This is a genomic window from Buttiauxella gaviniae ATCC 51604, assembly GCF_001654835.1.
Lineage (GTDB): Bacteria > Pseudomonadota > Gammaproteobacteria > Enterobacterales > Enterobacteriaceae > Buttiauxella > Buttiauxella gaviniae.
The window spans coordinates 39152-61769 of sequence record NZ_LXEP01000036.1 but is presented as its reverse complement, the minus strand read 5'-3'; the positions used below and the strand labels follow the sequence as shown (position 1 = coordinate 61769).

The following is a 22618-nucleotide window of genomic DNA, read 5'->3' as shown; positions in this document are numbered from 1 at the left end:
CAGTAATAAAATTCAATATCGTCACTTGGCATATGGTGATATAGTAACTTTTGACACTGTAACAACAATAACAAATCAACCCACAATTAAGTAACGAATGAATTACACTATAACTAAAAGAAACGCGATTAGCATATTTCACAAATTAAAATTAAATTTCATTAACAATCGTATTTCACAAGCAGTCCTCAGTTGCACTATGGCAATTATGCCATTTTCTGTGTTACGAGGATTGGTTATTGTTGCAAGCACGTTATGTCTGAATTTTCACTGGGTTAAAACTTCAGTTTGGTTAGAAAACCTGCAACAAAGCATGTTGGTATTCCTTCCTATACTTTTAAATATCATTTTTTCCCTACAATGGGCTGTCAGATATCGTTTATCTATAATGCTCAGCATTTCTCTTAGCCTGACTGTATTACTTGGTATTACCGGTCTTGAGCATAACAATAATGAAGCTAACTTTTTTATTGGTGTAAGCCTGCCAGTCGCTCTATTGGCTGCGATCTTTACCAACTTAATTTTAGAAAAAAACATCAAGCTATTCCGCACCAATAGAATAAAATTTAACTGGATTTCAATAAAAACATTATTAATATTTATCAGTAAACTGCTTGCTCTTGTACTGGTTGGTCATCTCATTTTACATGCTAGTGATTGGCTGACTCAGGATATTTCCAAAGTAATATATCCTGATAATTTTACTCATGGACTTTTTTATGAGCTAGTGCGTGAAGGCGCCTGGTTCTTTGGTGTGCATGGTATTTATATCTTCCAGGATATCGGTTTGAGATTATCGAATGAAACGATATCTAATATAGCCGCATGGAAAGCTGGCAAAGAATCATTAAATATATTAAGTGTTCCCTTTTATGAGACATGGTGCGCATCTGGTGGCAGCGGAGGCACGCTTAGCCTCTTAATTTGTTTACTCATTAGCCGCAATCCTTCGAATCGACATTTAATCAACGTCTCCTTGCCTCTGGCCATCTTCAATATCAATGAGCCCCTCATCTTTGGTGTACCGGTAGTATTGAATCCGGTGATGTTTATCCCCTTCGTAATGACTCCCGCAGTGGATTACATCATTGCCTACTACGCTACCTTTTGGCACATTGTACCGCCTCTTCAGCAAATGGTGGGTTGGGCAACGCCTGCCATCATTAACGCCTGGTTGGGCACAAATGGCGCAATAAGTGCCGTGTTGTTCCAGATGTTTTTAATTTGTACCGGAATTGGGATTTACTGGCCTTTCCTGCGTTATATGGAAAAACGTGATTATAAAGAGATCACTCTGCCCTCTGGCAATACAAGCTTTGTTCCATTGAAAGGAAATCAGTTTCAATTACCTGTGCCTGGCTATCGTGAAGCTGAATCACCACATCATTATCTTTCCGAAGTAAATGAGTATATAGATGCAAGGCGTAATATTAATGACCTGCAGAACAGTGGTAATTTTGTACTATGGTATCAACCACAGATAACTGTTGATAGTCAGAAAATTGTAGCCATGGAAGTGTTACTTCGTCATCAAAGTGATGATGGGAAAATAACACCGCCCTACTTTTTAAAATATTATGAACGAATTGGTATGATGCCGGAGGTGGATTTTTGGGTACTTGAGAATGCTGTTGAAGCCATTCATCATGAACTATCTCGTTTTCCAGGCATGACACTTTCGGTGAATATTTCGCCACAAACATTACTTGATCCTAGTTTCCTAAGTCTGGTGAGTAAGTTATTGCGCAATCCGTTGCCATCAGGGTGGAAGTTAGAAATGGAGATTACTGAATCACAAAGAGTTAAAGAACCCGAGCAAATTATTGAGGTTCTCGCTGAACTACGGCGATTGGGTATTAAAATTGCTCTTGATGATTTTGGTTCAGGCTATTCCACATTGTCTTATTTAACACAATATCAGCTGGATAAAATCAAACTAGACCGTACGCTTGTGCTCGGATTAGCACGTGAAGGCGGTGAAGCATTTCTCCACCATGTTGTGCAACTTTGCAAAAGCTCAGGCAGTCAGGTATTGATTGAGGGTGTAGAAACAGATGAAGAACATCAAATAGTTAAGAACTGTGGTATCCATTTAGCACAAGGGTTCCTGTTTCATCGACCACAGCCCATTAACAAATTATGTAACCTTTTAGTAGTTAATACTTAACTCTGTTCATCGTGAATAATGGATATTCTCATTTTCAATAAATCTATTTTTTGGATATTTCGTTTGTTATGAGAAATTTAAAATGTATGTGCAGAGTCATGGATATGTTAATGTTTATCGTTGACGCATTAATTAGCCAACTCTATACTCCGTGTTTTATAATAAACCTACGACCTGGCCGTACGAGCATGTCTTCTAAAAAGCATGACTCACTGGCAAGTTCACAATGCGCTAACATTGAAAAAATAACGCATTAACAAATATCGTCATATAAACCACAATGAAAATAATAGTTTATATAATTAAATATCCCTCTTGAGCCTTCTTTAGTCGCTTAAAAAAGAGTACGAATAGAAAAATGGTAGATAAAGAGCTCATTCAACATGAGGTTGTTCCTCCTTGTAAAAAGGATTCTAGCTTACGTGGGGAATATCACTGGTATCATTCGATTACTGGAAAAGTTGCTATCTACCTTATGTTGGGGATTCTAATTGCCTATGGAGTTGGCTCTGGGGCGGGCCTTTTCGAGGTTAACCGAATATCTCATGAACAATGGTTTAAACAGGCATCAACTAATTCGCAAATTACCAGTTATATCATCCGCAATATCTACACCTCAGTAACGGTAAAATCCAACCACGAAGGGCAGGTCATTTCCATCGAATCCGAACGCCCGCTCTGCGATGACGAGACCGTAATCCAGACAGGCTTTGATCCAGCCGATATGCTGACCCTGGTTTCAACACAAACCCATAATCCGACGTGGCTATTGCTGTACGACAAAAACAAAGGTTTTACCGACACTCAAACAGTGCAAAAAATTACCGCCGTTGACGACACCGCAAATGGTGCTGCACTAGAAAAGTATTACCGAGGCTTTGTATCTATTGGTGGGAAAGAGTACTTCGTAGGCTCAATTCCCATCGTTAATCTTTCAGGCGAGTTGATCGGTGCAGTTGTCAGTAGCATTGGTGAGCGCAATGCCCTGTTTGCTACTCATAATCAGTTGTTGAAAAATACCTTACTGATGCTGATTTTGATCCTGGGTATTACAGTTGTGGTCGTTAATTGGCTAGTGCGTAATCTTTTCCGCCCGGTACCTCGCCTTGTGCAGGCAGTGACGTTGATAGCTGATGAGCAAACTGACCAGGTCACCCCGTTCCAGAATCAAGAAGATGAGATAGGTGAACTGGCAAAAGCGATTGAAAAACTACGCGTGGCAATGGTTGACCGCGGTTATCTACAACGCATGCAAGAGATGGCGCAAAAGATGGAGTACATGGCACACCATGACTCTCTGACATTGCTGCCAAATAGAGTGGCTTACCGCAACTCCATCGACGATAGGCTAATAAGATTAAGAACTGAAGGCTGTATCTTCAATCTGCTATTGATAGACCTGGACAATTTCAAACCCGTTAATGACACCTATGGCCATGTCGTAGGTGATGAACTGCTGGTCGAATCTGCGACACGTCTAACGGACTTACTTAATGATGGGGATATGGCAATCCGTCTCGGTGGAGATGAATTTGCGATTCTTCAGAGAGTTAACAAGGACTCGATTTCTGAAGCTGAAACATTGGCTAGAAGAGTTTTAGAGGCGCTCAGCCAACCTTTCACCTGTAGTGGGCATACTTTCTCTATCAGTTGTAGCATTGGGATTTCCTGCGCACCTCGGCATGGTAATACCCGAGAAGATTTGTTCACTCACGCAGACCTTGCGCTCTATACGTCCAAAAGTTTCGGGCGAAATTGCTTCCATTTCTATTCCCACGGAATGACGATGAATCCATCCAATAACCTGCTCTTTAGTCAGGAAATTGAAGATGGCATCAGAAATAATGAGTTCTTCCTTCATTATCAAAAAATTACCAGCCTCGGAAATTACGCCATCGAAGGTTATGAAGCTCTGGTTCGCTGGCAACATCCGACTAGAGGCCTGCTACAACCACACCACTTTATTTCCGTCTCTGAAGATATTGGACTTATCACCAGGTTAGGTGAATGGCTGATCCGCAGCGCCTGTATGGACGCCGCTAACTGGCCAACGGCTAAAACAGTGGCGGTGAATGTCTCTCCACACCAACTGCGTAGTCCAAGAATACTGGACATCATTCGCAACGCATTACAAGAAAGTGGTTTAGATCCCGCGCGGCTGGAAATTGAAATTACGGGCTCTGAGCAACTCGATCGCGAAATTATCCTGCCAGCCTTGAATGCAATTCAGGCATTAGGCGTTGGCATTGTACTGGACGAATTTGGAACAGGTTTCGCCACACTGGACTACCTGATTATTTTCCCATTCAGCCACATTAAAATTGCTCGCTCTCTTATTGATGTACTCGACAAGTGCGAAGACAGCCAGGTGTTGGTAGGTATGCTGGTTCGTTACGCACTACAGCGCGGGTTGAAAGTCACCGCCAAAGGCGTTGAAACACAACAACAGTATGAGTTTTTAGCCACCCTTGGTGGAGAAGAAATAACTGTTCAAGGATATTATTTTAGCCGGGCGGTAGAGAATGCCAGTGTCGTGGCTGAACTGGAGCTAGAGCTGGAGCTGGAGAAAATGGAGAGCACATGCAACTTATAACCACTCATTTGTATCAGACGCTATTTTCTCTGGCAGTAACCATTTTAATCAGTGTTGGCCTGCTGACACCTTCCGATAGCCGCGCCGATGACCTTTTATCACGTATCGTACAAACCAGGACTATCACGCTTAGTTACCAGACTGATGTATTTCCATTTTCATATGTTGAAGGTCATAAACCGCAAGGCTTCTCCATTGAAATATGCAATCGACTGGTCGATATGCTTAAGCAGGAGCTACAAATCCCAGCATTGAAAATTAATTGGGTGCCTGTCACCACAGCAACTCAATTTTTAACCATTGAGAACAAAACTATCGATATGGGGTGCATTCCCACGATCTACACAGCGGAACGCCAAAAAATAGTGACGTTCTCGGAACCCTATTTTTTCTCCGCAACCCGTTATGTATCACGCAAAGAAGATCGGATTTCGGCTATCAGCGAGCTCAATGGCCATACCGTGTTGGTAAAAAGCGGCACCGTGTTTGTCAGACACATCCAGCAAGCTAATTCTGAGCATCAACTCTCACTGAATATTGATCTTGGAACCGACAATATTAAAGCTTTCTCCGCGCTTGAAAGCGGGCAAACTCCCGCGATAGTCTCAAGCGATATTCTGTTACTTGGGCAAATAGCACTTTCTGGGCACCCCCAGGCTTTTGCTATATCGGCTGATACCCTTAGCCCACAACTGCCCATTGGTATGCCGATGCAAAAAGATAATGACCATTTTGCCGATCTGATTAACCACTCCATGAAGCAGCTGATGTTGAGCAAAGAGTTCATCAGCATTTATAATAAATGGTTTTTTGAGCCCATCATGCCTCAAGGGATTACTCTCAACTGGCCAATGCCACCTGAATTAAAACAGTCACTTTCCTCGACGGAACTTTATTCTTATTAGCTATTATTCGCTTATACTCCACCGAGAAGATAGCGATCAACCATAAAAAAGATAAATGAAAAAGAAACACTTTCTTAACTACGTACTGAGCTTATTATTGTTTTGCTACGCCGTCTTTTTGAAGGCAGAGACGAACATGTCCACGCTGGAAAGAATATCTAGCCATAAAGTTGTTAATATTGGTTATCGTGATGCACCGCCCTACTCTTATAAAACTAGTGAGGGGCATGTGGTGGGTTATGTCATTGACTTATGCAAAGATGTAACTGAATCTATGAAAAAAGATCTGCATATTAAAGATTTGGTTGTTAATTTCATTCCAACACCAGTAACTATGCGTACCACGATGCTAAATCATAATATTATTGATATGGATTGCTCCGTTAATACGGATACAGTGAGTCGGGAAAACGTCGTTCTGTTTTCCCGTCATTACCTGTCCGTTTATACGCGATTTGGTTCATTTAAAGGAAATATTAGTTCCTATTCAGATTTAGCAGGCAGAACGATCAGCGTAGCAAAAGGTACAACTGATTTAATTAATATGAATAGCCTTAACCGTTTGCAGAAGCTTAACATTATGGTCTTTACTCAACCCACGATGAAAGACGCATTTGCTGCGATGAGTAGCCATAAAAGCTACGCCACTGCGATGAATGAAGTTTCTCTATGACAACTCATTGAAACTAGTGAAGATATGAAAGAATATCAGATATCTACACTGACATTAGGGACGCCGCAAGACTTAGGTATAATGCTGCGTCATAATGACATTGAACTAAAAAATCTTGTTGATAAGAATCTTGCTGCACGCTTCAATCGTAGCGATTTTAAGCAATTTTATGAGCAATGGTTTAACAGTACGTTACCTGGGAAAAATATTAATCTACACCTTCCTCTTTCCACGGAAATGTATCATTACATTACTCGAAAGTCTTAACCCTATTCCGTAACTTCCCCATAATAAAAAAGGGAGAAAGGTAACTTTCTCCCATAATACATCGATGCTAATTACATCAATTGTAGAAGCATGCAGAATGACATTCCGCACAATACACCATATAACAAATTATTCTGGGCCGTTTTACGTACGCGTTTTTGAGAATGGATGGTGACATCTTCCAGTCTTTTACGCACGTTACGAGATGCCTGAACATGGTGCGTTATTACATCTTTTGAACAGTGCCGGAACCTTGCGATATCATCCCGAATAAACTCATCAACAACGCCTTTATTAGCTTTGAGTTCGCGGACAATCCCTTCAAGCATTTTTTCCATGCCTTTTACCCGCAGGACAACATCTTCTTCCATTTCCAGTGACAGCATAATCCAAATCCATGATTAATATTAACACTTGGGGGTAATTCATTTACCGCCCTTCCCTTACAAGATAATAATGTAGTTAAGAAATAACCTTATCAAGCTAATAAACATTAATAAAACTTAAGTTGAAAATATTTCAGGTGGATTGGCGTTATATTGTTCACTTAGAAATAATCTTTAATCACGCTCCCCGTTGGTTATGGCATCAATGCTATCGGGTAACAAACGAATTTCTGCCGCACGGCGATGAGCCTGCATCCCTTCAGTACGACTTTGACGCACGGCGGGTTGCGCTACAGCCGCAATGCCTTGGTCGTCAATCCACTGATGAGTGCAAATCTTCACATACGCGCCCACCCACAATCCGCCGGTATAACGAGCGGCTGCCATAGTCGGCAAAGTATGATTGGTACCGCAGCATTTGTCGGAGAACACCACGCTGGCGTTTTGCCCGATAAACAACGAGCCGTAGTTGCGGATTTTGCTCGCCGTTGCGTGCGGGTCGCGGGTATGCACCTGCAAATGCTCTGTTGCCATATGGTCGGCCCACGCAATCAGTTGCTCTTCATCGCGGCAGATAACAATTTCGCCCTGCCGTTTCCAGGCTTCACCGGCGGTTGCCGCCGTTGGTAGATTCATTAACTGGCGTTCAATTTCAGCAAGCGTAGCGCGGGCGATTTGCGGGCTGGTTGTCGCCATACCGACACGGGTATGTACATCATGCTCGGCCTGAGCCAGCAGGTCGGCGGCCAAAATACGCGGGTCGGCGCTGTCATCTGCAATCACATAAATCTCGCTTGGCCCCGCCAACGCATCAATACCGACTTTGCCAAACACCTGGCGTTTAGCTTCATTAACAAACGCGTTGCCCGGCCCGACAACTTTGTCCACCACCGGGATAGATTCCGTTCCCCAGGCCATGGCGGCAATGGCCTGCGCGCCGCCCACTTTAAAGATGCGATGCGCGCCCGCAAGGTGACAAATGGCGATCATCGCCGGATGCGCACCCGGTGGCAGGCAGGCTATAATCTCATCGCAGCCTGCGACCACCGCCGGAACAATGGACATCACCGGCGCGGATAAAATCGGGTAGCGCCCGCCAGGCACATAACAGCCCACAGTTTGAATCGGGATAATACGGTGCCCCAAATGCACGCCCGGCAGCGTTTCAATCTCCAGCGGCTGCATGGTTGCCAACTGCGCCTGCGCAAAACGCTTGACCTGGGCAATGGCAAACTCACTGTCCTTGCGAGTTTGCGGATCTAGCCCCGCCAGCGCGCTGGCGATTTCATGCTCTGAAACTTCAAATTTGTCCGGTGTCTTTTTATCAAATTTGGCCGAATAATCGCGCAGCGCGGCATCGCCACGCTCGCGCACCTCGTCAATAATATTTTGTACCGTCTCGGTTAGCGTGCGGTCAGCCTGAACATCTTGCCCCTGAGGGTGTTTGATAAACTCAACATCAGCTTCAGAAATCGTACCCATCTCTTATTCCCCCATTTGTCCCAGTTTGATTTGCGCCAGCAGTGCCAGATGATCGTAAACCACCCATTCGTCGATGATTTTGCCATTGACGATGTGATAGTGAGACATGCCCATCACGAACAGGCGTTCACCGGTTGGTTTGCCTAATTCGCCATAGCCGAGGTGATGGCCTTCCATAATCCAGCGCACCGCCACTTTGGTGCCGCCTTCGTCGCAAGGGTTAGAACAGATGTGCTGCGGCATCCACGCACCGTCCGGGATCATGCCAATCAGCGCCAGCGTCTGGTGGATAACCGCCGCCTGGCCGTAAAGCTCTTTCATTAATGGACCGTGCCACTGCACGTTCGGCGCATAGACATCTTTAATTTTGCCGAGCATGCGGCGGTTATAAATTTCGTGCAGCCAGCGCAGGCACTGTTCTTCGGTATCGGTGTGGGCGATTGAAACGTCGCATTCCGTTTCCGGCGGATATTGCCCGACCATGCGGCGGTTTTCGCCAATATCGGTGACGCGGAAGCCCTTATCGAACTGCTCTTTAGCCATGCCGTGCGCTATCACATCGGTATCAAGCCCCAACTGGCGCATCATCGCCATGTTGTCACTGACCACCCACTCACGGTAAATCTTGTTTTCGTGGATCATGCAGTCCGCCACGGTGCGGGTAACAAAAGTGCGGTTGGTCGGCTTACCGAGATGGCTGTATTGCGTGTGGCGGCCCGTGCCGGTCACCAGGTGGGAGGTGTAAAAACCTTCAACGTCGTTACCATTCCAGATAACTTGAGTCGCCATGCCGCGGCGTTCCGGGAAGGCAATTAAACGCTGTAGGGTATCCTGTACTACCTGTTCGCGGTTATACATGGTGCCAAGCGCATTATATAAAACGCAGTTGTGAGTGTAATGGGAATAAATTAAACCAACATCGCGTTCGTCCCATATTTTATGGGTGCAGCGCACGATGTAATCGACAATATCGGTATAACAATCGTCAAAGCCGCGTAATGATTGCACGCGCGGGCGTTTCTCAGGGACTAAATCCACAAAGTCGCGGCGTTCGACTTGTAATACAGGTTCATCGCGAGTGGGTTTGGTATTACTTTTCTCTGAAGCTACTGGCGTTTTATTGGTTGTTTCAGTTGAAGACATATGACCTCCTGCGTTATTTGAATACACTGAGGTTATTACAGTGCATATTATTTGGGGATGAAGATGCCCCTCACCTGCAATGGCGATAATCATTAATTAAATATTCAGGCGATAGAAACACCTGACAAATTAATTGTCATTATCAAGTGTTTTATTTATTTGGGGATGGCCTCCCCACAACTAATTTTAATTCAGAATCTGAGACCAGATAGCTAATTCATCTACACCCAGATATTCACGGATAATTAAACCATCACGTAATTCCAGCTGGCTTATACCGGTAATAGAAACCGGGCGACGCGTCGGCGTACCGAATTTCCCGTATCCGTCGTGCCAGGTTAACAGCGACCAGCGCAACGAAAGACGCACCGGTTCATTGGCGTCGCGGCGCACAACCAAATGATGGAGATGCGTTTCGCTGTCGGCAAACGACGCGCGGTATCCCGACAGGAAACCGCCGATATCCTGCTCGCCGGTGCATAAAGCATGGCCTGGCCCATGCAGCGTTGCTGCTGGGTGGTACAGCCCCGGCACCACGCCGCTGTTGCCGCCCGCCCACATAGACAAATAGCGCTCTACCAGTCCCGCCAGCGGGCCATCGATGTCATCGCCTTCCGGACCGCCCGCCCAGCGCGCGTCCATCTCTTCGGCGCTGATATTTTCCAGCCCGGCTTCACGGCGCGAATCTGCGAGTTGTCTCGCAAAATCACGCACTTCTATTCCGGTTTGCAAAATGATGGCGGCACGATCCTGTAGCAACCATTCCTGGCGCACCGCGCCATCTGCACACACTCGATCGGCCCAGGTACGCACCCAAATAGATTTGCCGCTCGGCTTCCCAAAGAACCCTTCGCCCTGGTGCTGAATACAGGCCACGGTGCGCTGGGCGGCGTAATGTTCTGAATGCGGTGAATGGGAGCAGAGAATATCTTCGGTCAGCACCGTGCGCTGTGGAAAGCTGTGCATCGCTTCAAGCGTCAGGCGCATAAACTGCGAAAGGTCGTTGAGCTGTTTTTCAGGCGTATTAAACACCACCGGAGTGGCGTAAAAATCCGCCAGTTGGCCGATGTCTTTTTGCTCCCACACCACATGGGTCAGCGTCAAAATAAACTGCTGGATAGAGTCAAACTGAGGGCTAAAGCCCGGCAACCTGGTCATTCAACCTCCTGCGGCTGGAATAAAAACAGCCCATCTTTTTCGATAACGCCAGAGCGTGGACGCCTTGCGGAGTGTCGCACCACCAGCACGCCGGGAACCACAACCTGTTCCGGCTCAATGTTTTCACTTTCAATTTGTTTCATCAGCAGTGCTAACGTGGCACTGACCATGGCATCCACCGGCTGCGAAGCCGATGTCAGCGCATAAGACGGCCAGCCGGACGGGCCGGTGTCGTCATAGCCAATTACCGAGAGATCTTCAGGAATGCGCAGGCCAAACTCAAAGCGGGCGACATCCATAACGGTGAGCGCCATATGATCGTTGGCGGCAAAAATGGCATCTGGCGGATTGGGCGATGAAAACAGCTCCCACGCCGCTTTTGCCGTTGTTTTGGCATCGTAATCGCCCTGCACCACGCGTACATCCTTGATTCCATTGCGTTCTAAAGTGCTGATAAACCCGTTCTGGCGCGCCACGTTAACCGAAGAATCGGAAAGCCCGGCGACATAAGCAAAGCGCTGGTGCTCCCCCGCCAGTAAAAATTCGGCAATCTGACGCGCGGCGGCTTCGTTATCGGTATTCACGCTCGAGGCCGTGGCATTTTCTTCACTGCGGTTAAACAGCACCACCGGGATCCCGGCAGCGACACACTCTTCTGAAAGCTCAACGGAAAGCGAAACCGAAGCCAGCACGATACCGTCAACCCGGTATTGCATGATCTGGTCGAAAATCCGGTCGACATTACCATCGCGGTCACCCACAAACAGCAGCAGGTGGTAGTTCAGCTCATCGAGCTTTTGCGCCAGCGCTTCCAGCACCTGCGGGTAAAACTGGTTATCAAAATAGGACATCACCACGCCGACGATGCGCGAACGAGCCGTGTTCAGCGAACGGGCGATGGCATTTGGCCGATAGCCCAGTTCACGCGCCGCCTTCAGAACCTTTTCACGGGTGGCTGGCGAAATGCTCGCCCCCGGAGTGAAAGTTCGCGATACCGCCGATTGTGATACTCCCGCCACTTGCGCCACCTGCTGTGAAGTCACGGGGCCAAAAGTCTTACGTTTCATGATTTGGTAGTCCTTATCCACATCCCTCTGGAATGCCTGTTTTTTATACTTACACCATCTTTGCATGCGTATGCAACAGACAAAATTATTTTTTTCACATTTACATTATCAACCTTTACAAATCTGAAACCTTTTCGTAACTTCAACTTTTGAATACGTATGCAGAAAACAAAAAATACGCCGTCAGTTTTACCGGTGACGCAAATGAGCGACAAAGGACTGCACCGGTTAATGCCGTACTTGATTGGTTATAACCCATTAATATTTAAGAGGTTCACCACATGTTTCGTGCACTCTTTAGTCGTTCCGAAGTCAGACTTTTTTTTACCATTAGCGTGTTGTTCTTCATTTGCATCCACAGTATTGATGCCTTCCTCGCCCCGATGTTAATCAGCGAAGGAATGCAGCCAGAAGTGGTGGGAATGATTATGGGCGCCAGTGGGTTAGCCACGTTGTTTATCCGTTTCCCGATTGGCATTTTGTCGGATGTGGTAAAGAGCCGAAAAATATTTATCCAGTTCAGCCTGCTGCTACCGATGGTGACCTGGCCGATAGCCTACCTGGAACCCACCGCCATGACGTTATACCTGGCTAAAGCCGCCGATGGATTCACTGCGGCGACATGGGTTTTATATAACATCCTGTTTATTCGCTATTTTGATAAAAAAGATGCGCCTGCCGCTGTGGCATTACTGGCACTTGCCGGGCCATTAGGGGTATTCCTCGGCAACTGTATTGGTGGCGCGTTAATCCACTTTTTTGACAAGAACATCGGTTATTTTGTCTCAAGCGTCTCGGCGCTACTGGCATTGATTCTGACGTTTCGCATTAAAGAATTTCACGATGCTGCCCGCGCACCCACACTTAAAGCCTGTATCAATAGTGCGAAGCGCCAGCTCGCGGACTCTTCCGTATGGTTTATTGGCCTGCTGGCCACCATTGTCATCCTGGTGCCTTTCGCCACACGCGACACGCTAACGCCAATTTACGCACAGCAGCTCGGCGCAAAAGCAGGTATTTTGACCTTGCTCAGCAATATTCATCTGATTTTCTACGCGCTGGCGATAGCGATGTGTAGTTCTGTGTTTTATAAACGCCTCGGGCTGGTGAAAACCGCCGTTATCGGCATTATCCTGCAAGTGATTTCCAGTATCGGCATTCCTTTCACCAGCAATATGTACCTGATCTATTTCTTACAGGCGATGGCGGGCTTCTCGTTTGGTATGGCGTTCGCCGTGTTTATGTCTTTAAGCGTGGTGAATACGGTTGAGGATGAACAATCAACGCGCATGGGCTTATTCCAGACCATTTATTCTGTCGGCATGTTTGTCGGCCCTGTAGCAATGGGTTTGATGTTGCAACACATTAACTTGTCTTCCGGGTATCTGATGATTGGCGCGCTGTGCGTGATTGCAGCTTTCCTCACACCGATGGCGGCACGCAGTGTGGAGCAGCGCCAGATTAAAGCGGCGCAAAAGAGTCTACCGAAAGTTTCATCGGCACAGGAATATGCCAATAAAACCAGCCAGTAAATTTAACCCGTAGTCATTTATTTAATCCGATTCACCCCATTCACCCGCGATGCCGGGCGGGATAAACACGCATTAAAAATCAAAGGAGAGCGTCATGGCGCAATATTTAAAAACCAGTAAGTCTTTATCTGAACGTCAGCAGGCCAATAAACAAATCAGTATTGTGGTTGAAAATACGCTGGCCGATATTGAGCAACGCGGTAACGAAGCAATTCGTGAGCTATCCATTAAGTTCGATAATTACGACCGCCAGGATTACCGTTTATCGCAAAGTGAAATTAATGCCTGCATTAAACAATTAAGCCGTCAGGATATTAAAGATATTGAATTTGCCCAGCAGCAAGTTTTCAATTTCGCCACGGCGCAAAAAGGTTGCCTGACCGATCTTGAAATTGAAACGCGCCCCGGCGTTATTCTTGGCCACAAAAACATTCCGATTAATGCGGTCGGCTGTTATGTACCTGGTGGTAAATATCCGCTATTAGCCTCCGCGCATATGTCGATTATTACCGCCAATGTCGCCGGTTGTTCACGCATTATTAGCTGCGCGCCGCCGTTTAATGGTCGCCCTGCCCCGGCGATTGTTGCCGCACAGGCGATGGCAGGCGCAACCGAGATCTACGCACTCGGCGGGATTCAGGCGATTGGCGCGATGGCCCTCGGCACCGACACTATTGCGCCTGTTGATATGCTGGTTGGCCCGGGTAACGCTTTTGTAGCAGAAGCCAAACGCCAGCTGTTTGGTCGCGTGGGAATCGACTTGTTCGCCGGGCCAACGGAAACGCTGGTGATTGCCGACGAAACGGTAGATGCCGAAATGTGCGCCACCGACCTGCTCGGCCAGGCCGAACACGGTGTAACCACGCCTGCGATTTTGCTCACCAACTCGCTAAAACTGGCGCAGGAAACGATGCGTGAAGTCGAACGACTGCTGACTCAACTGCCAACCGCAGAAATTGCCCGCCAGGCGTGGCGCGACTACGGCGAAGTGATTGTCTGCGACAGCTACGAAGAGATGTTGCAGGAAGCCGACCGCATCGCCTCCGAACATGTGCAGGTGATGACTAACCGCGATGACTGGTTCCTCGCCAATATGACCAACTTTGGCGCTCTGTTCCTGGGGCCGCGCACCAACGTCGCTTACGGCGATAAAGTTATCGGCACCAACCACACTTTGCCAACGCAAAAAGCCGCGCGTTATACCGGCGGACTGTGGGTCGGCAAATTCATGAAAACCTGCACCTGGCAGAAAGTGCTCAGTGATGAAGCTTCCACGGAAATTGGCAGCTACTGCTCGCGCCTGTGCCAGTTGGAAGGTTTTTCCGGCCATGCGGAACAAGCCAATATTCGCGTACGTCGCTATGGCAACCAGGATGTGCCATACGCTGGTAGCGTTCCGGCAGTGGATATCGAGAAGGCGTCGTAATGATGGCGCTTCCTCGCACACCGGAATTTCGACTCGATAATCACCGGGCTTTAGTGACTGGCGGTTCCCGTGGTATCGGTTTTGCGGCGGCCATAGCTCTTGCGCGAGCTGGGGCGCAGGTGTGGATTATCGCCCGCCAGCCCGAACAGCTTGACGAGGCGGTCAAAAGCGCCGCCGCAGAAGGCCTGCAATTAAACAGCGTGGCGCTGGATATTACCGATACCACGCAGGTTGGCAAAACGCTGATGGAGTTGCCGGGCTTCGACATTCTGGTGAACAGCGCCGGGCTTGCGCGCCATCAACCCTTCCTTGAAGTGAGTGAAGAAAATTTTGATGCGGTGATGGCGCTGAATTTGCGGGCCACTTTCTTTGTGAGTCAGCAAGTTGCCCGCAGTATGAAGCTGCGCCAGGTAGCCGGTTCCATCATTCATATTTCTTCGCAGATGGGCCATGTCGGCGGGCCACAGCGCAGCGTGTATTGTGCCTCTAAGTTTGCCCTTGAGGGTTTGACTAAAACGATGGCACTGGAGTTGGGCGAATCAGGGATTAGGGTGAATACCTTGTGCCCGACGTTTATCGAAACCGAGCTGTCGCGCGCGAATCTCGCGGACCCGGCGTTCAGTCGCTATGTGCTGGATAACATCAAGCTGAAACGGCTGGGAACGCTGGAAGATGTGATGGGGCCGGTGGTGTTTCTCGCCTCGCCTGCTTCCGCCCTAATTACCGGCACAGCATTAATGGTCGATGGCGGGTGGACAGCAACATGAATACTTCTCCTTTGCTGGAAAATCATGACGCGCCACTGATTCTGCTAGGCGGAACGCTGTGCAACGGGCGGCTATGGCAGCCGCTCATCGAGCAGCTAAATGTCGCGCATTATAGCTGCGTCACGCTGAACGACGGCAATTCCACTCACGCGCTGGCTCAGCGATTACTTGACGTGCTACCACCGCGTTTTTGCCTGGCGGGATTTTCCCTTGGCGCGATGGTCGCGCTGGAAATGGTGGCGCTGGCACCGCAGCGAATTGCCGGGCTGGCATTGTTGTCTGTCAATCCGCTGCGGGATTTGCCGGAAAATGTGGCCACGCGCCGGGCAGCAATAAAGGAAGCCGCAAGCCTTGGGATCACATCGTGGCTCACTAAAAATTTGTGGGCGAAGTATGTTGCGCCGCATCGTCTGGATGATGCGGTACTTCACCAAACGATAGTTCAGATGGCGGAAGAATGCGGTATCGACGTTTTTGCAAGACAAACAGAAGTGGCGATTTCCCGCGATGATCGTCGTGCAGCGTTGGCAGCTTTTAACTCGCCGATTCTGATTATCAACGGCGCTTATGACGCTATTTGTACCCCACAACATCATCAAGCGGTTGTTGCCACCGCTCCGCAATCCCGCTGGTTAACGCTACCGGAAAGCGGACATTTCCTCCCCCTTGAGTCGCCGCAATTAGTGGCAATCGCCATGCGCAACTGGATACAGGAGTCAGCATCATGAGAAAAAATCCGCTCAAAGCGGCCTTTCGTCAGCAGCAACCGATTATTAACGGCTGGCTGGCGATCCCTTCAGGCTATAGCGCCGAGATAATCGGCCATCAGGGATATGATTCGGTCACCGTCGATATGCAGCATGGCATGATTGATTTCGCCAGCGCGTTGTCGATGCTTCAGGCGATTTCCGCGACGCCTGCCACTCCGCTGGCGCGTGTGAACACTAACGAACCGGCACAAATTATGCGCCTGCTTGATGCTGGAGCCTGGGGAATTATCTGTCCGATGATTTCGACGGCAGAACAAGCGCAGCAGTTTGTTTCAGCCTGCCGCTACCCACCGCTCGGTAACCGCTCTTTTGGCCCGGCGCGCGCCCTTTTATACGGCGGTAAAGATTACCCGCAGTATGCCAATGAAGAGATCCTGACGCTGGCAATGATTGAAACCCGCGATGGCCTGCAAAACCTCGATGCGATTCTGGATATCGACGGGCTGGACGGCGTGTTTATCGGGCCGAACGACCTTTCTTTAACACTCACGGGCAGCGCGAGTGCTGAGTCGCAGCACCCGGAAATGCTGGCGGCTATTGAGTTAGTGCTTGGTCGCTGTCGCGCCCACAACAAGCTCGCCGGAATTTTTTGCACTTCCGGGGAGGCAGCCGCGAATCGAATTGCGCAAGGCTTTAACTTTGTCACCCCGGCAAATGACGTCATGCAACTCGGCAGTGCTTCGCGCATTGCCATCGCCGCCGCACGAGGTGAAACCCCGCCAGCTAGTGGCGCATCTGGATATTAATGGAGAACATTATGCAAACCATCACTCTGACCCAGGAAGAAGCCCAACGCCGCCTGGTACGCCCTGAAGATCGCGTTTCCTGTAGCGTGGCATTTATCGACTGCAAGCTGCCGGGTTCGCACCTCAAGCAAAACTATTCATTTATTGGCCCAGGCGTGACGCAGTCGGCTTCACAGGTGGTGAATATTCCCGAGCCGCACGGCTTTAATATCGGTGCGGCGGCGATGCCAAAAGGCGTGACCAACAATCTGCATCTGCATTTCACCGCCGAAGTGTTTTTGATTCATGAAGGAAGCTGGCGTTTCCGCTGGGGCGCTAACGGTGAACATCAGGCAGAATTTAGCGCTCCTGCTATTTTGTCGATACCAACGTGGATTTTCCGTGGCTTTACCAACGTCAGCCCAACGGATACCTGCGGTATGGTGTTCACCGTGTTGGGCGGCAATAACACTGGCGGGATTATCTGGCATCCGTCGATTCTCGACGCGGCTCGCGAATACGGCCTGTATCTGAGCCGCGACAATATGCTGATTGATGTCGAGACGGGGGGTAAAACCCCTGATGAAGCTGACTTGTTAAAGCCGCTGGGCGAGGAGCATATCGCCGCGTTGCGCGATTATTCAATAGAGGAAATGAGCCAGCGTGCTGTGACTGGCGAGCAGCGGACATGGTCGGCAAATGCACTGCTGGATTCCGTTCTGCCGGGCCACGGTGGCGAAATCGCACCGGTGATTGGCTACGGAATTTCGCAGGACTTACATAACACGCCGCCGATTATTAACCCACATGGTTTCTCTGTTGAGTGGTTGCGCATTCAGGACCAACATCGTGTTGGGCTGCATTCCTGCCCGGATGTTCAGGTGCTAATGGTGTTTAAAGGGACGCTGGAAGTCACGTGGAATCGACCAGGTGAAGAAGTGACGATTGTGGCGGAAGAAGGCTCGGTGATTTCAGTTCCTGCAGGGAGCTGGCGGAAATACCGCGCGGTTGACGGCGTAATGGAGGCGACGCTGACTACTCAGGGCGATCAGCGTAAGAAAATTTACTGGGATGCCGAAATTATTGACCAGGCGCTGGAGCGGGATCGCTGTCTCGATCCCGATGGCTATGTGGCTACGGCAAGTATTTTGCCTGCAACCGCACGTCGGGCGGGTGAGAAAATCGCTCGTATGCCGTAAGCGATATTTTCACAAGTTCGCCAAGGATGCATGGAGGCTGTAAGAAACCCGCGTACCGGCTTACTTCTGAGCGGTAACGCGGCTTGCAAGTGTTGATAGGTCGTTATCGGGGAATGGGCTTTCCATGGAAAAATCCCATTCTTGCGCAGCACAAACGCCGTCACTGTTGCCGTGGTTCTCACATTGCGCAATCCGTTTCGCCGGGGCATTCCCACAAGCAACAAAAAAAGCAACTGCGATGACAGCAGGAACCATAAACTTAATCATTAATTGTTTTCTTCATTTAATAAAAACACTGAATGAGGAGGGCTGTTTGGTTGCTGATTAACTCATTCAAAAAAATATTATATTATACAAATATATTTTAAGTAAGTTTTCTTATAAGAAAAAAACCGCTTCCTACGTTTTTGCCTACCAATTTAATTCATGTTTTTGCAACCCACCGATAACACCTCGCTGTATTTATGCGCATTCTGAATTTGAAACAGCGTTTTCAATTCCTTTCAGTGCAAGTTACCTCTATAATGTGCGCGTCTTGACTTGAATGGTTTCAGCGCATTGAACTGTCCTAATACAATAGAAAGCAATCAATATCCTCGGCAGGCTGAACCGCAAGCACACTTTCCTCTGCACGCTTTATTTCTGTCACCTATCCTTACCGGGTGGCACATGAACAATACCAGCTTTAGTTTGCGCTCCGGCGCCCGTATCGACCGGAACCGAATTTTCACAATCCTTCTCAACTTACAGATAAGACTGTCATGAAAAAGACTAAAATTGTTTGCACCATCGGTCCAAAAACCGAATCCGAAGAAATGCTGAGCAAAATGCTTGATGCTGGCATGAACGTTATGCGTCTGAACTTCTCCCACGGTGACTACGAAGAACACGGTCAGCGTATCAAGAACCTGCGCAACGTGATGGAAAAGTCTGGTAAGAAAGCAGCTATCCTGCTGGACACCAAAGGCCCTGAAATCCGCACAATCAAACTGGAAGGCGGCAACGACGTTTCCCTGAAAGCGGGCCAGACCTTTACTTTCACCACTGACAAAACTGTTGTGGGTAACAGCGATATCGTTGCTGTAACTTACGAAGGTTTCACCAGCGACCTGAGCGTGGGCAACACCGTACTGGTAGACGATGGTCTGATCGGTATGGAAGTAACTGCAATCGAAGGCAAAAACGTTGTTTGTAAAGTACTGAACAACGGCGACTTGGGCGAAAACAAAGGCGTTAACCTGCCAGGTGTTTCTATCGCTCTGCCAGCACTGGCTGAAAAAGACAAGCAAGACCTGGTCTTCGGTTGCGAGCAAGGCGTTGACTTCGTTGCTGCGTCCTTTATCCGTAAACGTTCTGACGTTGTTGAAATCCGTGAGCACTTAAAAGCTCATGGCGGCGAAAACATCCAGATCATCTCCAAAATCGAAAACCAGGAAGGCCTGAACAACTTCGACGAAATCCTCGAAGCTTCTGACGGCATCATGGTTGCTCGTGGTGACCTGGGCGTTGAAATCCCAGTTGAAGAAGTTATCTTCGCTCAGAAGATGATGATCGAGAAATGTGTTCGCGCTCGTAAAGTTGTAATCACTGCAACTCAGATGCTCGACTCCATGATCAAAAACCCACGCCCTACCCGTGCAGAAGCTGGTGACGTTGCTAACGCCATCATCGACGGCACCGACGCAGTAATGCTGTCTGGTGAGTCTGCTAAAGGTAAATACCCACTGGAAGCTGTGACCATCATGGCTACCATCTGTGAGCGTACTGACCGCGTGATGACCAGCCGTCTGGATAACAATCAAGACAGCCGTAAACTGCGTATTACTGAAGCAGTTTGCCGTGGTGCAGTAGAAACTGCAGAAAAACTGGATGCTCCAGTTGTTGTTGTTGCCACTCAAGGCGGTAAATCTGCTAAAGCTGTGCGCAAATACTTCCCTAACGCAACTATCCTGGCTCTGACTACCAACGAAGTCACTGCTCGTCAGTTAGTTCTGAGCAAAGGCGTTATTCCTCAGCTGGTTAAAGAAATCGCATCTACTGATGATTTCTACCGTCTGGGTAAAGAAGTTGCACTGGAAAGCGGCCTGGCTCGTAAAGGCGACATCGTAGTGATGGTTTCTGGTGCTCTGGTACCAAGTGGCACCACCAATACTGCGTCTGTTCACGTACTGTAAATTTCCTGTGAACGAATAATTTGCTTAAAAAGCGCCTTCGGGCGCTTTTTTTATTCGGTTAAATAGACAATTTGCACTAAAAAGCAAATCGGCTTGCTCTATTTAAGTCGCAATTTAGTAAGATGAATCCGATTAAAATCCTCTGTTTTTTCTATTTTTTTAGTTTTTAGCCCCGGTTCGGTGCTTCTTTGAGCGAACGATCAAATTTAAGTGCATTCCCATCAAAAATTTATTCTCAAGATAAAAAACTTTGTGTAATACTTGTAACGCTACATGGAGATTAACTCAATCTAGAGGGTATTAATAATGAATCGTACTAAACTGGTACTGGGCGCGGTAATCCTGGCTTCTACTATGCTGGCAGGTTGTTCTTCTAACGCTAAAATTGATCAACTGTCTTCTGACGTTCAGACTCTGAACGCTAAAGTTGATCAGCTGAGCAACGACGTGAACGCAATGCGTTCTGACGTTCAAGCTGCTAAAGACGACGCAGCACGCGCTAACCAGCGTCTGGACAACCAAGCTCACTCTTACCGTAAGTAAGAGTACTTGTATTAAAATGGCGCACATTGTGCGCCATTTTTTTGCCTGAAATTCCTGCAACACGAAATACCCCGCTAATTCATCACCACGCTGCTTTGCTCACTTATCACACTTGCACCACTACTTGTTACGGGCGCACTGCCTGTCGTCGTCCTGACGCTCTGTATTGGCGTGATATTCACCGGTTGTGACGGCACACCCTGCGGCGCGTTCACCAACACCGGATAACCCGACCTTCTCGAGATAGCACTATCGACCTGCGCTTTGTCACTCATTGGGCTGTCGATAAACGACCCAAACGAAGCTGAAATCGCAATCGGGACGGTCTGTGGGTTTTCCCAGTCGTTGCGCGACAGTGGCTGATGCACTTCCACATAGCGCCTGCCATCAGGCTCAGTGCTAAATTTCACCGGTTCGTTGATGATTTGCACACGCGTGCCCCAGGCCACCTGGCTAAACAGTGCCTTAATATCGGGTGCTCGCATGCGCATACAACCCGAACTCACCCGCAAACCGATGCTATTACGCGCATTAGTGCCATGAATCAGGTATTCACCACCGCCCTGCTCAAGACGTAAAGCATAGCGACCCAACGGGTTATTTGGCCCCGCAGGCACGACAGCAGGCAGCGTAATACCCTGCGCTGCGGAACGCGCACGAATGTTAGCAGTTGGTGTCCAGGTTGGATTTGGGATCTTTTGGCTGATACGGGTCACCATCACGGGGGTTTCACGCCCCAGTTGACCAATACCCAATGGATAAACCTCAACACGATTCTGTCCTGGCGGGTAGTAATAGAGCCGTAACTCAGCAAGGTTAATAACAATCCCCTCTCGCGGCGTATCTGGCAGGATCATTTGCGATGGAATCGTTATCTCACTGCCCGCTTTTGGCAGGAAGGGATCGACCGTATTGTTTGCCTCAAGCAGTAATAACACGCCGGTATTATATTTCGCGGCAACCGCTTCAAGGTTTTTACCATCATCAGGCACGATATAAGTCTGGTTTTCGCCGATTATCCGGCTACCCGGCGGCGGGAGTAAATAATCGACAGCCCACGCCGACTGGTTTGCCGCCAGGGCGCTAATCAAAAGTAATGTTATTTGAGAGAACGCGCGTTTCATACTGAATTCCTGTATTCACCGGCTGAATGCCGGAATGCTGAAAGCCATGCGAGGTAATAGAATTACCTCGCGTTAACAGGATGAAAGCTGTTCTTTGAGTTTAGCTAAGATTGGCGGATTTGGTGCGAATAGCACGGATCATTGCTTCAAGCCCTTGAGAGCGAGACGGCGTAAGATGTTGAGCCAGTTCAAGTTTCTCAAACCACGGGCGAACATCAAACGCGACAATATCCTGCGAAGTCATCTGTTGGTAGAGAATAAACACGATAGCAATCAGGCCTTTGACGATAGCAGCGTCGCTGTCACCCTCAAGGGTAATCACGCCATCGGGTTGCTGATGCATCACAATCCATACCTGACTCTGGCAGCCCTGAATGATATTTTCTGGCTTGTGTTCAGCTTGCGCTAATTCAGGAAGGCGCGCACCCAGCTCAATAATATAGAGATATTTCTCTTCCCAGTTGCTACAGCGGCTGAAGTTTTTCAGCAATTTATCTTTATCTGGCAACGTAGCCAT

Annotated in this window: 22 protein-coding genes; 14 read left to right on the top strand and 8 right to left on the bottom strand. The window is 48.3% G+C overall.

Annotation, left to right across the window (positions count from 1 at the left end):
* Positions 1-199 precede the first annotated feature (199 nt).
* The 5 genes from M977_RS19960 (at position 200) to M977_RS25320 (ending at position 6605) form a co-directional block, all read left to right on the top strand.
* Complete coding sequence (locus M977_RS19960) at positions 200-2167, top strand: EAL domain-containing protein (RefSeq protein ID WP_074392081.1); 1968 nt, start codon at positions 200-202, stop codon at positions 2165-2167.
* Between the two features lie 358 nt (positions 2168-2525).
* The gene (locus M977_RS19955) at positions 2526-4760 is read left to right on the top strand and encodes an EAL domain-containing protein (RefSeq protein WP_064518393.1); all 2235 of its coding nucleotides are present in this window, start codon (positions 2526-2528) and stop codon (positions 4758-4760) included.
* Positions 4761-4768: 8 nt separating this feature from the next.
* A complete protein-coding gene (locus M977_RS19950; protein WP_167351107.1) occupies positions 4769-5665 on the top strand; it encodes an amino acid ABC transporter substrate-binding protein in 897 nt (298 codons plus the stop codon).
* A 136-nt stretch (positions 5666-5801) separates the two neighbouring features.
* Positions 5802-6338, top strand: coding sequence for a transporter substrate-binding domain-containing protein (locus tag M977_RS19945; protein WP_064518389.1), 537 nt, complete (start codon positions 5802-5804; stop codon positions 6336-6338).
* Positions 6339-6362: 24 nt separating this feature from the next.
* Positions 6363-6605 carry a hypothetical protein gene (locus M977_RS25320; RefSeq protein WP_157092094.1) on the top strand — a complete coding sequence of 81 codons (243 nt, stop codon included), beginning with the start codon at positions 6363-6365 and terminating at the stop codon, positions 6603-6605.
* Between the two features lie 71 nt (positions 6606-6676).
* Here M977_RS25320 and M977_RS19940 read toward each other — a convergent pair whose 3' ends face one another.
* The 5 genes from M977_RS19940 to M977_RS19920 form a co-directional block, all read right to left on the bottom strand.
* Positions 6677-6991, bottom strand: a complete 315-nt coding sequence (locus M977_RS19940) for a hypothetical protein (RefSeq protein ID WP_064518387.1) — start codon at positions 6989-6991, stop codon at positions 6677-6679.
* Between the two features lie 174 nt (positions 6992-7165).
* Entirely contained in the window at positions 7166-8473 is a 1308-nt protein-coding gene (gene hisD, locus M977_RS19935) for a histidinol dehydrogenase (protein ID WP_064518385.1), read from the bottom strand.
* 3 nt (positions 8474-8476) lie between these two features.
* Positions 8477-9616: a nuclear transport factor 2 family protein gene (locus M977_RS19930; protein WP_064518383.1), complete on the bottom strand. Its 1140-nt coding sequence runs from the start codon at positions 9614-9616 to the stop codon at positions 8477-8479.
* A gap of 186 nt (positions 9617-9802) precedes the next feature.
* Positions 9803-10774, bottom strand: coding sequence for a nuclear transport factor 2 family protein (locus M977_RS19925; RefSeq protein ID WP_064518381.1), 972 nt, complete (start codon positions 10772-10774; stop codon positions 9803-9805).
* Positions 10771-11841: a LacI family DNA-binding transcriptional regulator gene (locus M977_RS19920; RefSeq protein WP_064518379.1), complete on the bottom strand. Its 1071-nt coding sequence runs from the start codon at positions 11839-11841 to the stop codon at positions 10771-10773. The genes M977_RS19925 and M977_RS19920 overlap by 4 nt, the downstream gene beginning before the upstream one ends.
* Positions 11842-12122: 281 nt before the next feature.
* On the opposite strand from M977_RS19920, the gene M977_RS19915 reads away from it, so the two are divergent.
* From M977_RS19915 to M977_RS19890, 6 genes are all read left to right on the top strand, one after another.
* Positions 12123-13373: an MFS transporter gene (locus M977_RS19915; protein ID WP_064518377.1), complete on the top strand. Its 1251-nt coding sequence runs from the start codon at positions 12123-12125 to the stop codon at positions 13371-13373.
* Positions 13374-13467: 94 nt separating this feature from the next.
* On the top strand, positions 13468-14799 hold the full coding sequence (gene hisD / locus M977_RS19910) for a histidinol dehydrogenase (protein ID WP_064518375.1): 1332 nt from the start codon (positions 13468-13470) through the stop codon (positions 14797-14799).
* Complete coding sequence (locus tag M977_RS19905; protein WP_243839575.1) at positions 14799-15566, top strand: SDR family NAD(P)-dependent oxidoreductase; 768 nt, start codon at positions 14799-14801, stop codon at positions 15564-15566. The genes hisD (M977_RS19910) and M977_RS19905 overlap by 1 nt, the downstream gene beginning before the upstream one ends.
* Positions 15563-16294 (top strand): alpha/beta fold hydrolase, encoded by a 732-nt coding sequence (locus M977_RS19900; protein ID WP_064518373.1) that lies wholly within the window; start codon positions 15563-15565, stop codon positions 16292-16294. The genes M977_RS19905 and M977_RS19900 overlap by 4 nt, the downstream gene beginning before the upstream one ends.
* A complete protein-coding gene (locus tag M977_RS19895) occupies positions 16291-17082 on the top strand; it encodes an HpcH/HpaI aldolase family protein (RefSeq protein WP_064518372.1) in 792 nt (263 codons plus the stop codon). Before M977_RS19900 ends, M977_RS19895 begins: the two co-directional genes overlap by 4 nt.
* 11 nt (positions 17083-17093) lie before the next feature.
* A complete protein-coding gene (locus M977_RS19890; protein ID WP_064518612.1) occupies positions 17094-18260 on the top strand; it encodes a cupin domain-containing protein in 1167 nt (388 codons plus the stop codon).
* A gap of 60 nt (positions 18261-18320) precedes the next feature.
* Here the strand turns inward: M977_RS19890 and M977_RS19885 are convergent, their stop codons facing one another.
* Entirely contained in the window at positions 18321-18527 is a 207-nt protein-coding gene (locus tag M977_RS19885) for a hypothetical protein (RefSeq protein ID WP_064518370.1), read from the bottom strand.
* Positions 18528-18800: 273 nt separating this feature from the next.
* Here M977_RS19885 and ynhH point away from each other — a divergent pair, with 273 nt between their 5' ends.
* From ynhH to M977_RS19875, 3 genes are all read left to right on the top strand, one after another.
* On the top strand, positions 18801-19025 hold the full coding sequence (gene ynhH, locus M977_RS26170) for a protein YnhH (protein WP_425339052.1): 225 nt from the start codon (positions 18801-18803) through the stop codon (positions 19023-19025).
* Positions 19022-20434, top strand: coding sequence for a pyruvate kinase PykF (pykF, locus tag M977_RS19880; protein ID WP_064518368.1), 1413 nt, complete (start codon positions 19022-19024; stop codon positions 20432-20434). Before ynhH ends, pykF begins: the two co-directional genes overlap by 4 nt.
* A 306-nt stretch (positions 20435-20740) precedes the next feature.
* Positions 20741-20977, top strand: a complete 237-nt coding sequence (locus tag M977_RS19875) for a major outer membrane lipoprotein (RefSeq protein ID WP_034455915.1) — start codon at positions 20741-20743, stop codon at positions 20975-20977.
* A gap of 74 nt (positions 20978-21051) precedes the next feature.
* Here the strand turns inward: M977_RS19875 and ldtE are convergent, their stop codons facing one another.
* Complete coding sequence (ldtE, locus tag M977_RS19870; protein WP_064518366.1) at positions 21052-22101, bottom strand: L,D-transpeptidase LdtE; 1050 nt, start codon at positions 22099-22101, stop codon at positions 21052-21054.
* A gap of 100 nt (positions 22102-22201) precedes the next feature.
* Entirely contained in the window at positions 22202-22618 is a 417-nt protein-coding gene (sufE, locus tag M977_RS19865) for a cysteine desulfuration protein SufE (RefSeq protein WP_064518364.1), read from the bottom strand.

What these genes read in the sequence shown, in the direction of transcription:
- M977_RS19960 (WP_074392081.1), top strand. Translation starts at nt 200, where the DNA reads ATGGCAATTATGCCATTTTCTGTGTTACGAGGATTGGTTATTGTTGCA.
- M977_RS19955 (WP_064518393.1), top strand. Translation starts at nt 2,526, where the DNA reads ATGGTAGATAAAGAGCTCATTCAACATGAGGTTGTTCCTCCTTGTAAA.
- M977_RS19945 (WP_064518389.1), top strand. Translation starts at nt 5,802, where the DNA reads ATGTCCACGCTGGAAAGAATATCTAGCCATAAAGTTGTTAATATTGGT.
- M977_RS25320 (WP_157092094.1), top strand. Translation starts at nt 6,363, where the DNA reads ATGAAAGAATATCAGATATCTACACTGACATTAGGGACGCCGCAAGAC.
- M977_RS19940 (WP_064518387.1), bottom strand. Translation starts at nt 6,991, where the DNA reads ATGCTGTCACTGGAAATGGAAGAAGATGTTGTCCTGCGGGTAAAAGGC.
- hisD (WP_064518385.1), bottom strand. Translation starts at nt 8,473, where the DNA reads ATGGGTACGATTTCTGAAGCTGATGTTGAGTTTATCAAACACCCTCAG.
- M977_RS19930 (WP_064518383.1), bottom strand. Translation starts at nt 9,616, where the DNA reads ATGTCTTCAACTGAAACAACCAATAAAACGCCAGTAGCTTCAGAGAAA.
- M977_RS19925 (WP_064518381.1), bottom strand. Translation starts at nt 10,774, where the DNA reads ATGACCAGGTTGCCGGGCTTTAGCCCTCAGTTTGACTCTATCCAGCAG.
- M977_RS19920 (WP_064518379.1), bottom strand. Translation starts at nt 11,841, where the DNA reads ATGAAACGTAAGACTTTTGGCCCCGTGACTTCACAGCAGGTGGCGCAA.
- M977_RS19915 (WP_064518377.1), top strand. Translation starts at nt 12,123, where the DNA reads ATGTTTCGTGCACTCTTTAGTCGTTCCGAAGTCAGACTTTTTTTTACC.
- hisD (WP_064518375.1), top strand. Translation starts at nt 13,468, where the DNA reads ATGGCGCAATATTTAAAAACCAGTAAGTCTTTATCTGAACGTCAGCAG.
- M977_RS19905 (WP_243839575.1), top strand. Translation starts at nt 14,799, where the DNA reads ATGATGGCGCTTCCTCGCACACCGGAATTTCGACTCGATAATCACCGG.
- M977_RS19900 (WP_064518373.1), top strand. Translation starts at nt 15,563, where the DNA reads ATGAATACTTCTCCTTTGCTGGAAAATCATGACGCGCCACTGATTCTG.
- M977_RS19895 (WP_064518372.1), top strand. Translation starts at nt 16,291, where the DNA reads ATGAGAAAAAATCCGCTCAAAGCGGCCTTTCGTCAGCAGCAACCGATT.
- M977_RS19890 (WP_064518612.1), top strand. Translation starts at nt 17,094, where the DNA reads ATGCAAACCATCACTCTGACCCAGGAAGAAGCCCAACGCCGCCTGGTA.
- M977_RS19885 (WP_064518370.1), bottom strand. Translation starts at nt 18,527, where the DNA reads ATGATTAAGTTTATGGTTCCTGCTGTCATCGCAGTTGCTTTTTTTGTT.
- pykF (WP_064518368.1), top strand. Translation starts at nt 19,022, where the DNA reads ATGAAAAAGACTAAAATTGTTTGCACCATCGGTCCAAAAACCGAATCC.
- M977_RS19875 (WP_034455915.1), top strand. Translation starts at nt 20,741, where the DNA reads ATGAATCGTACTAAACTGGTACTGGGCGCGGTAATCCTGGCTTCTACT.
- ldtE (WP_064518366.1), bottom strand. Translation starts at nt 22,101, where the DNA reads ATGAAACGCGCGTTCTCTCAAATAACATTACTTTTGATTAGCGCCCTG.
- sufE (WP_064518364.1), bottom strand. Translation starts at nt 22,618, where the DNA reads ATGGCTACGTTGCCAGATAAAGATAAATTGCTGAAAAACTTCAGCCGC.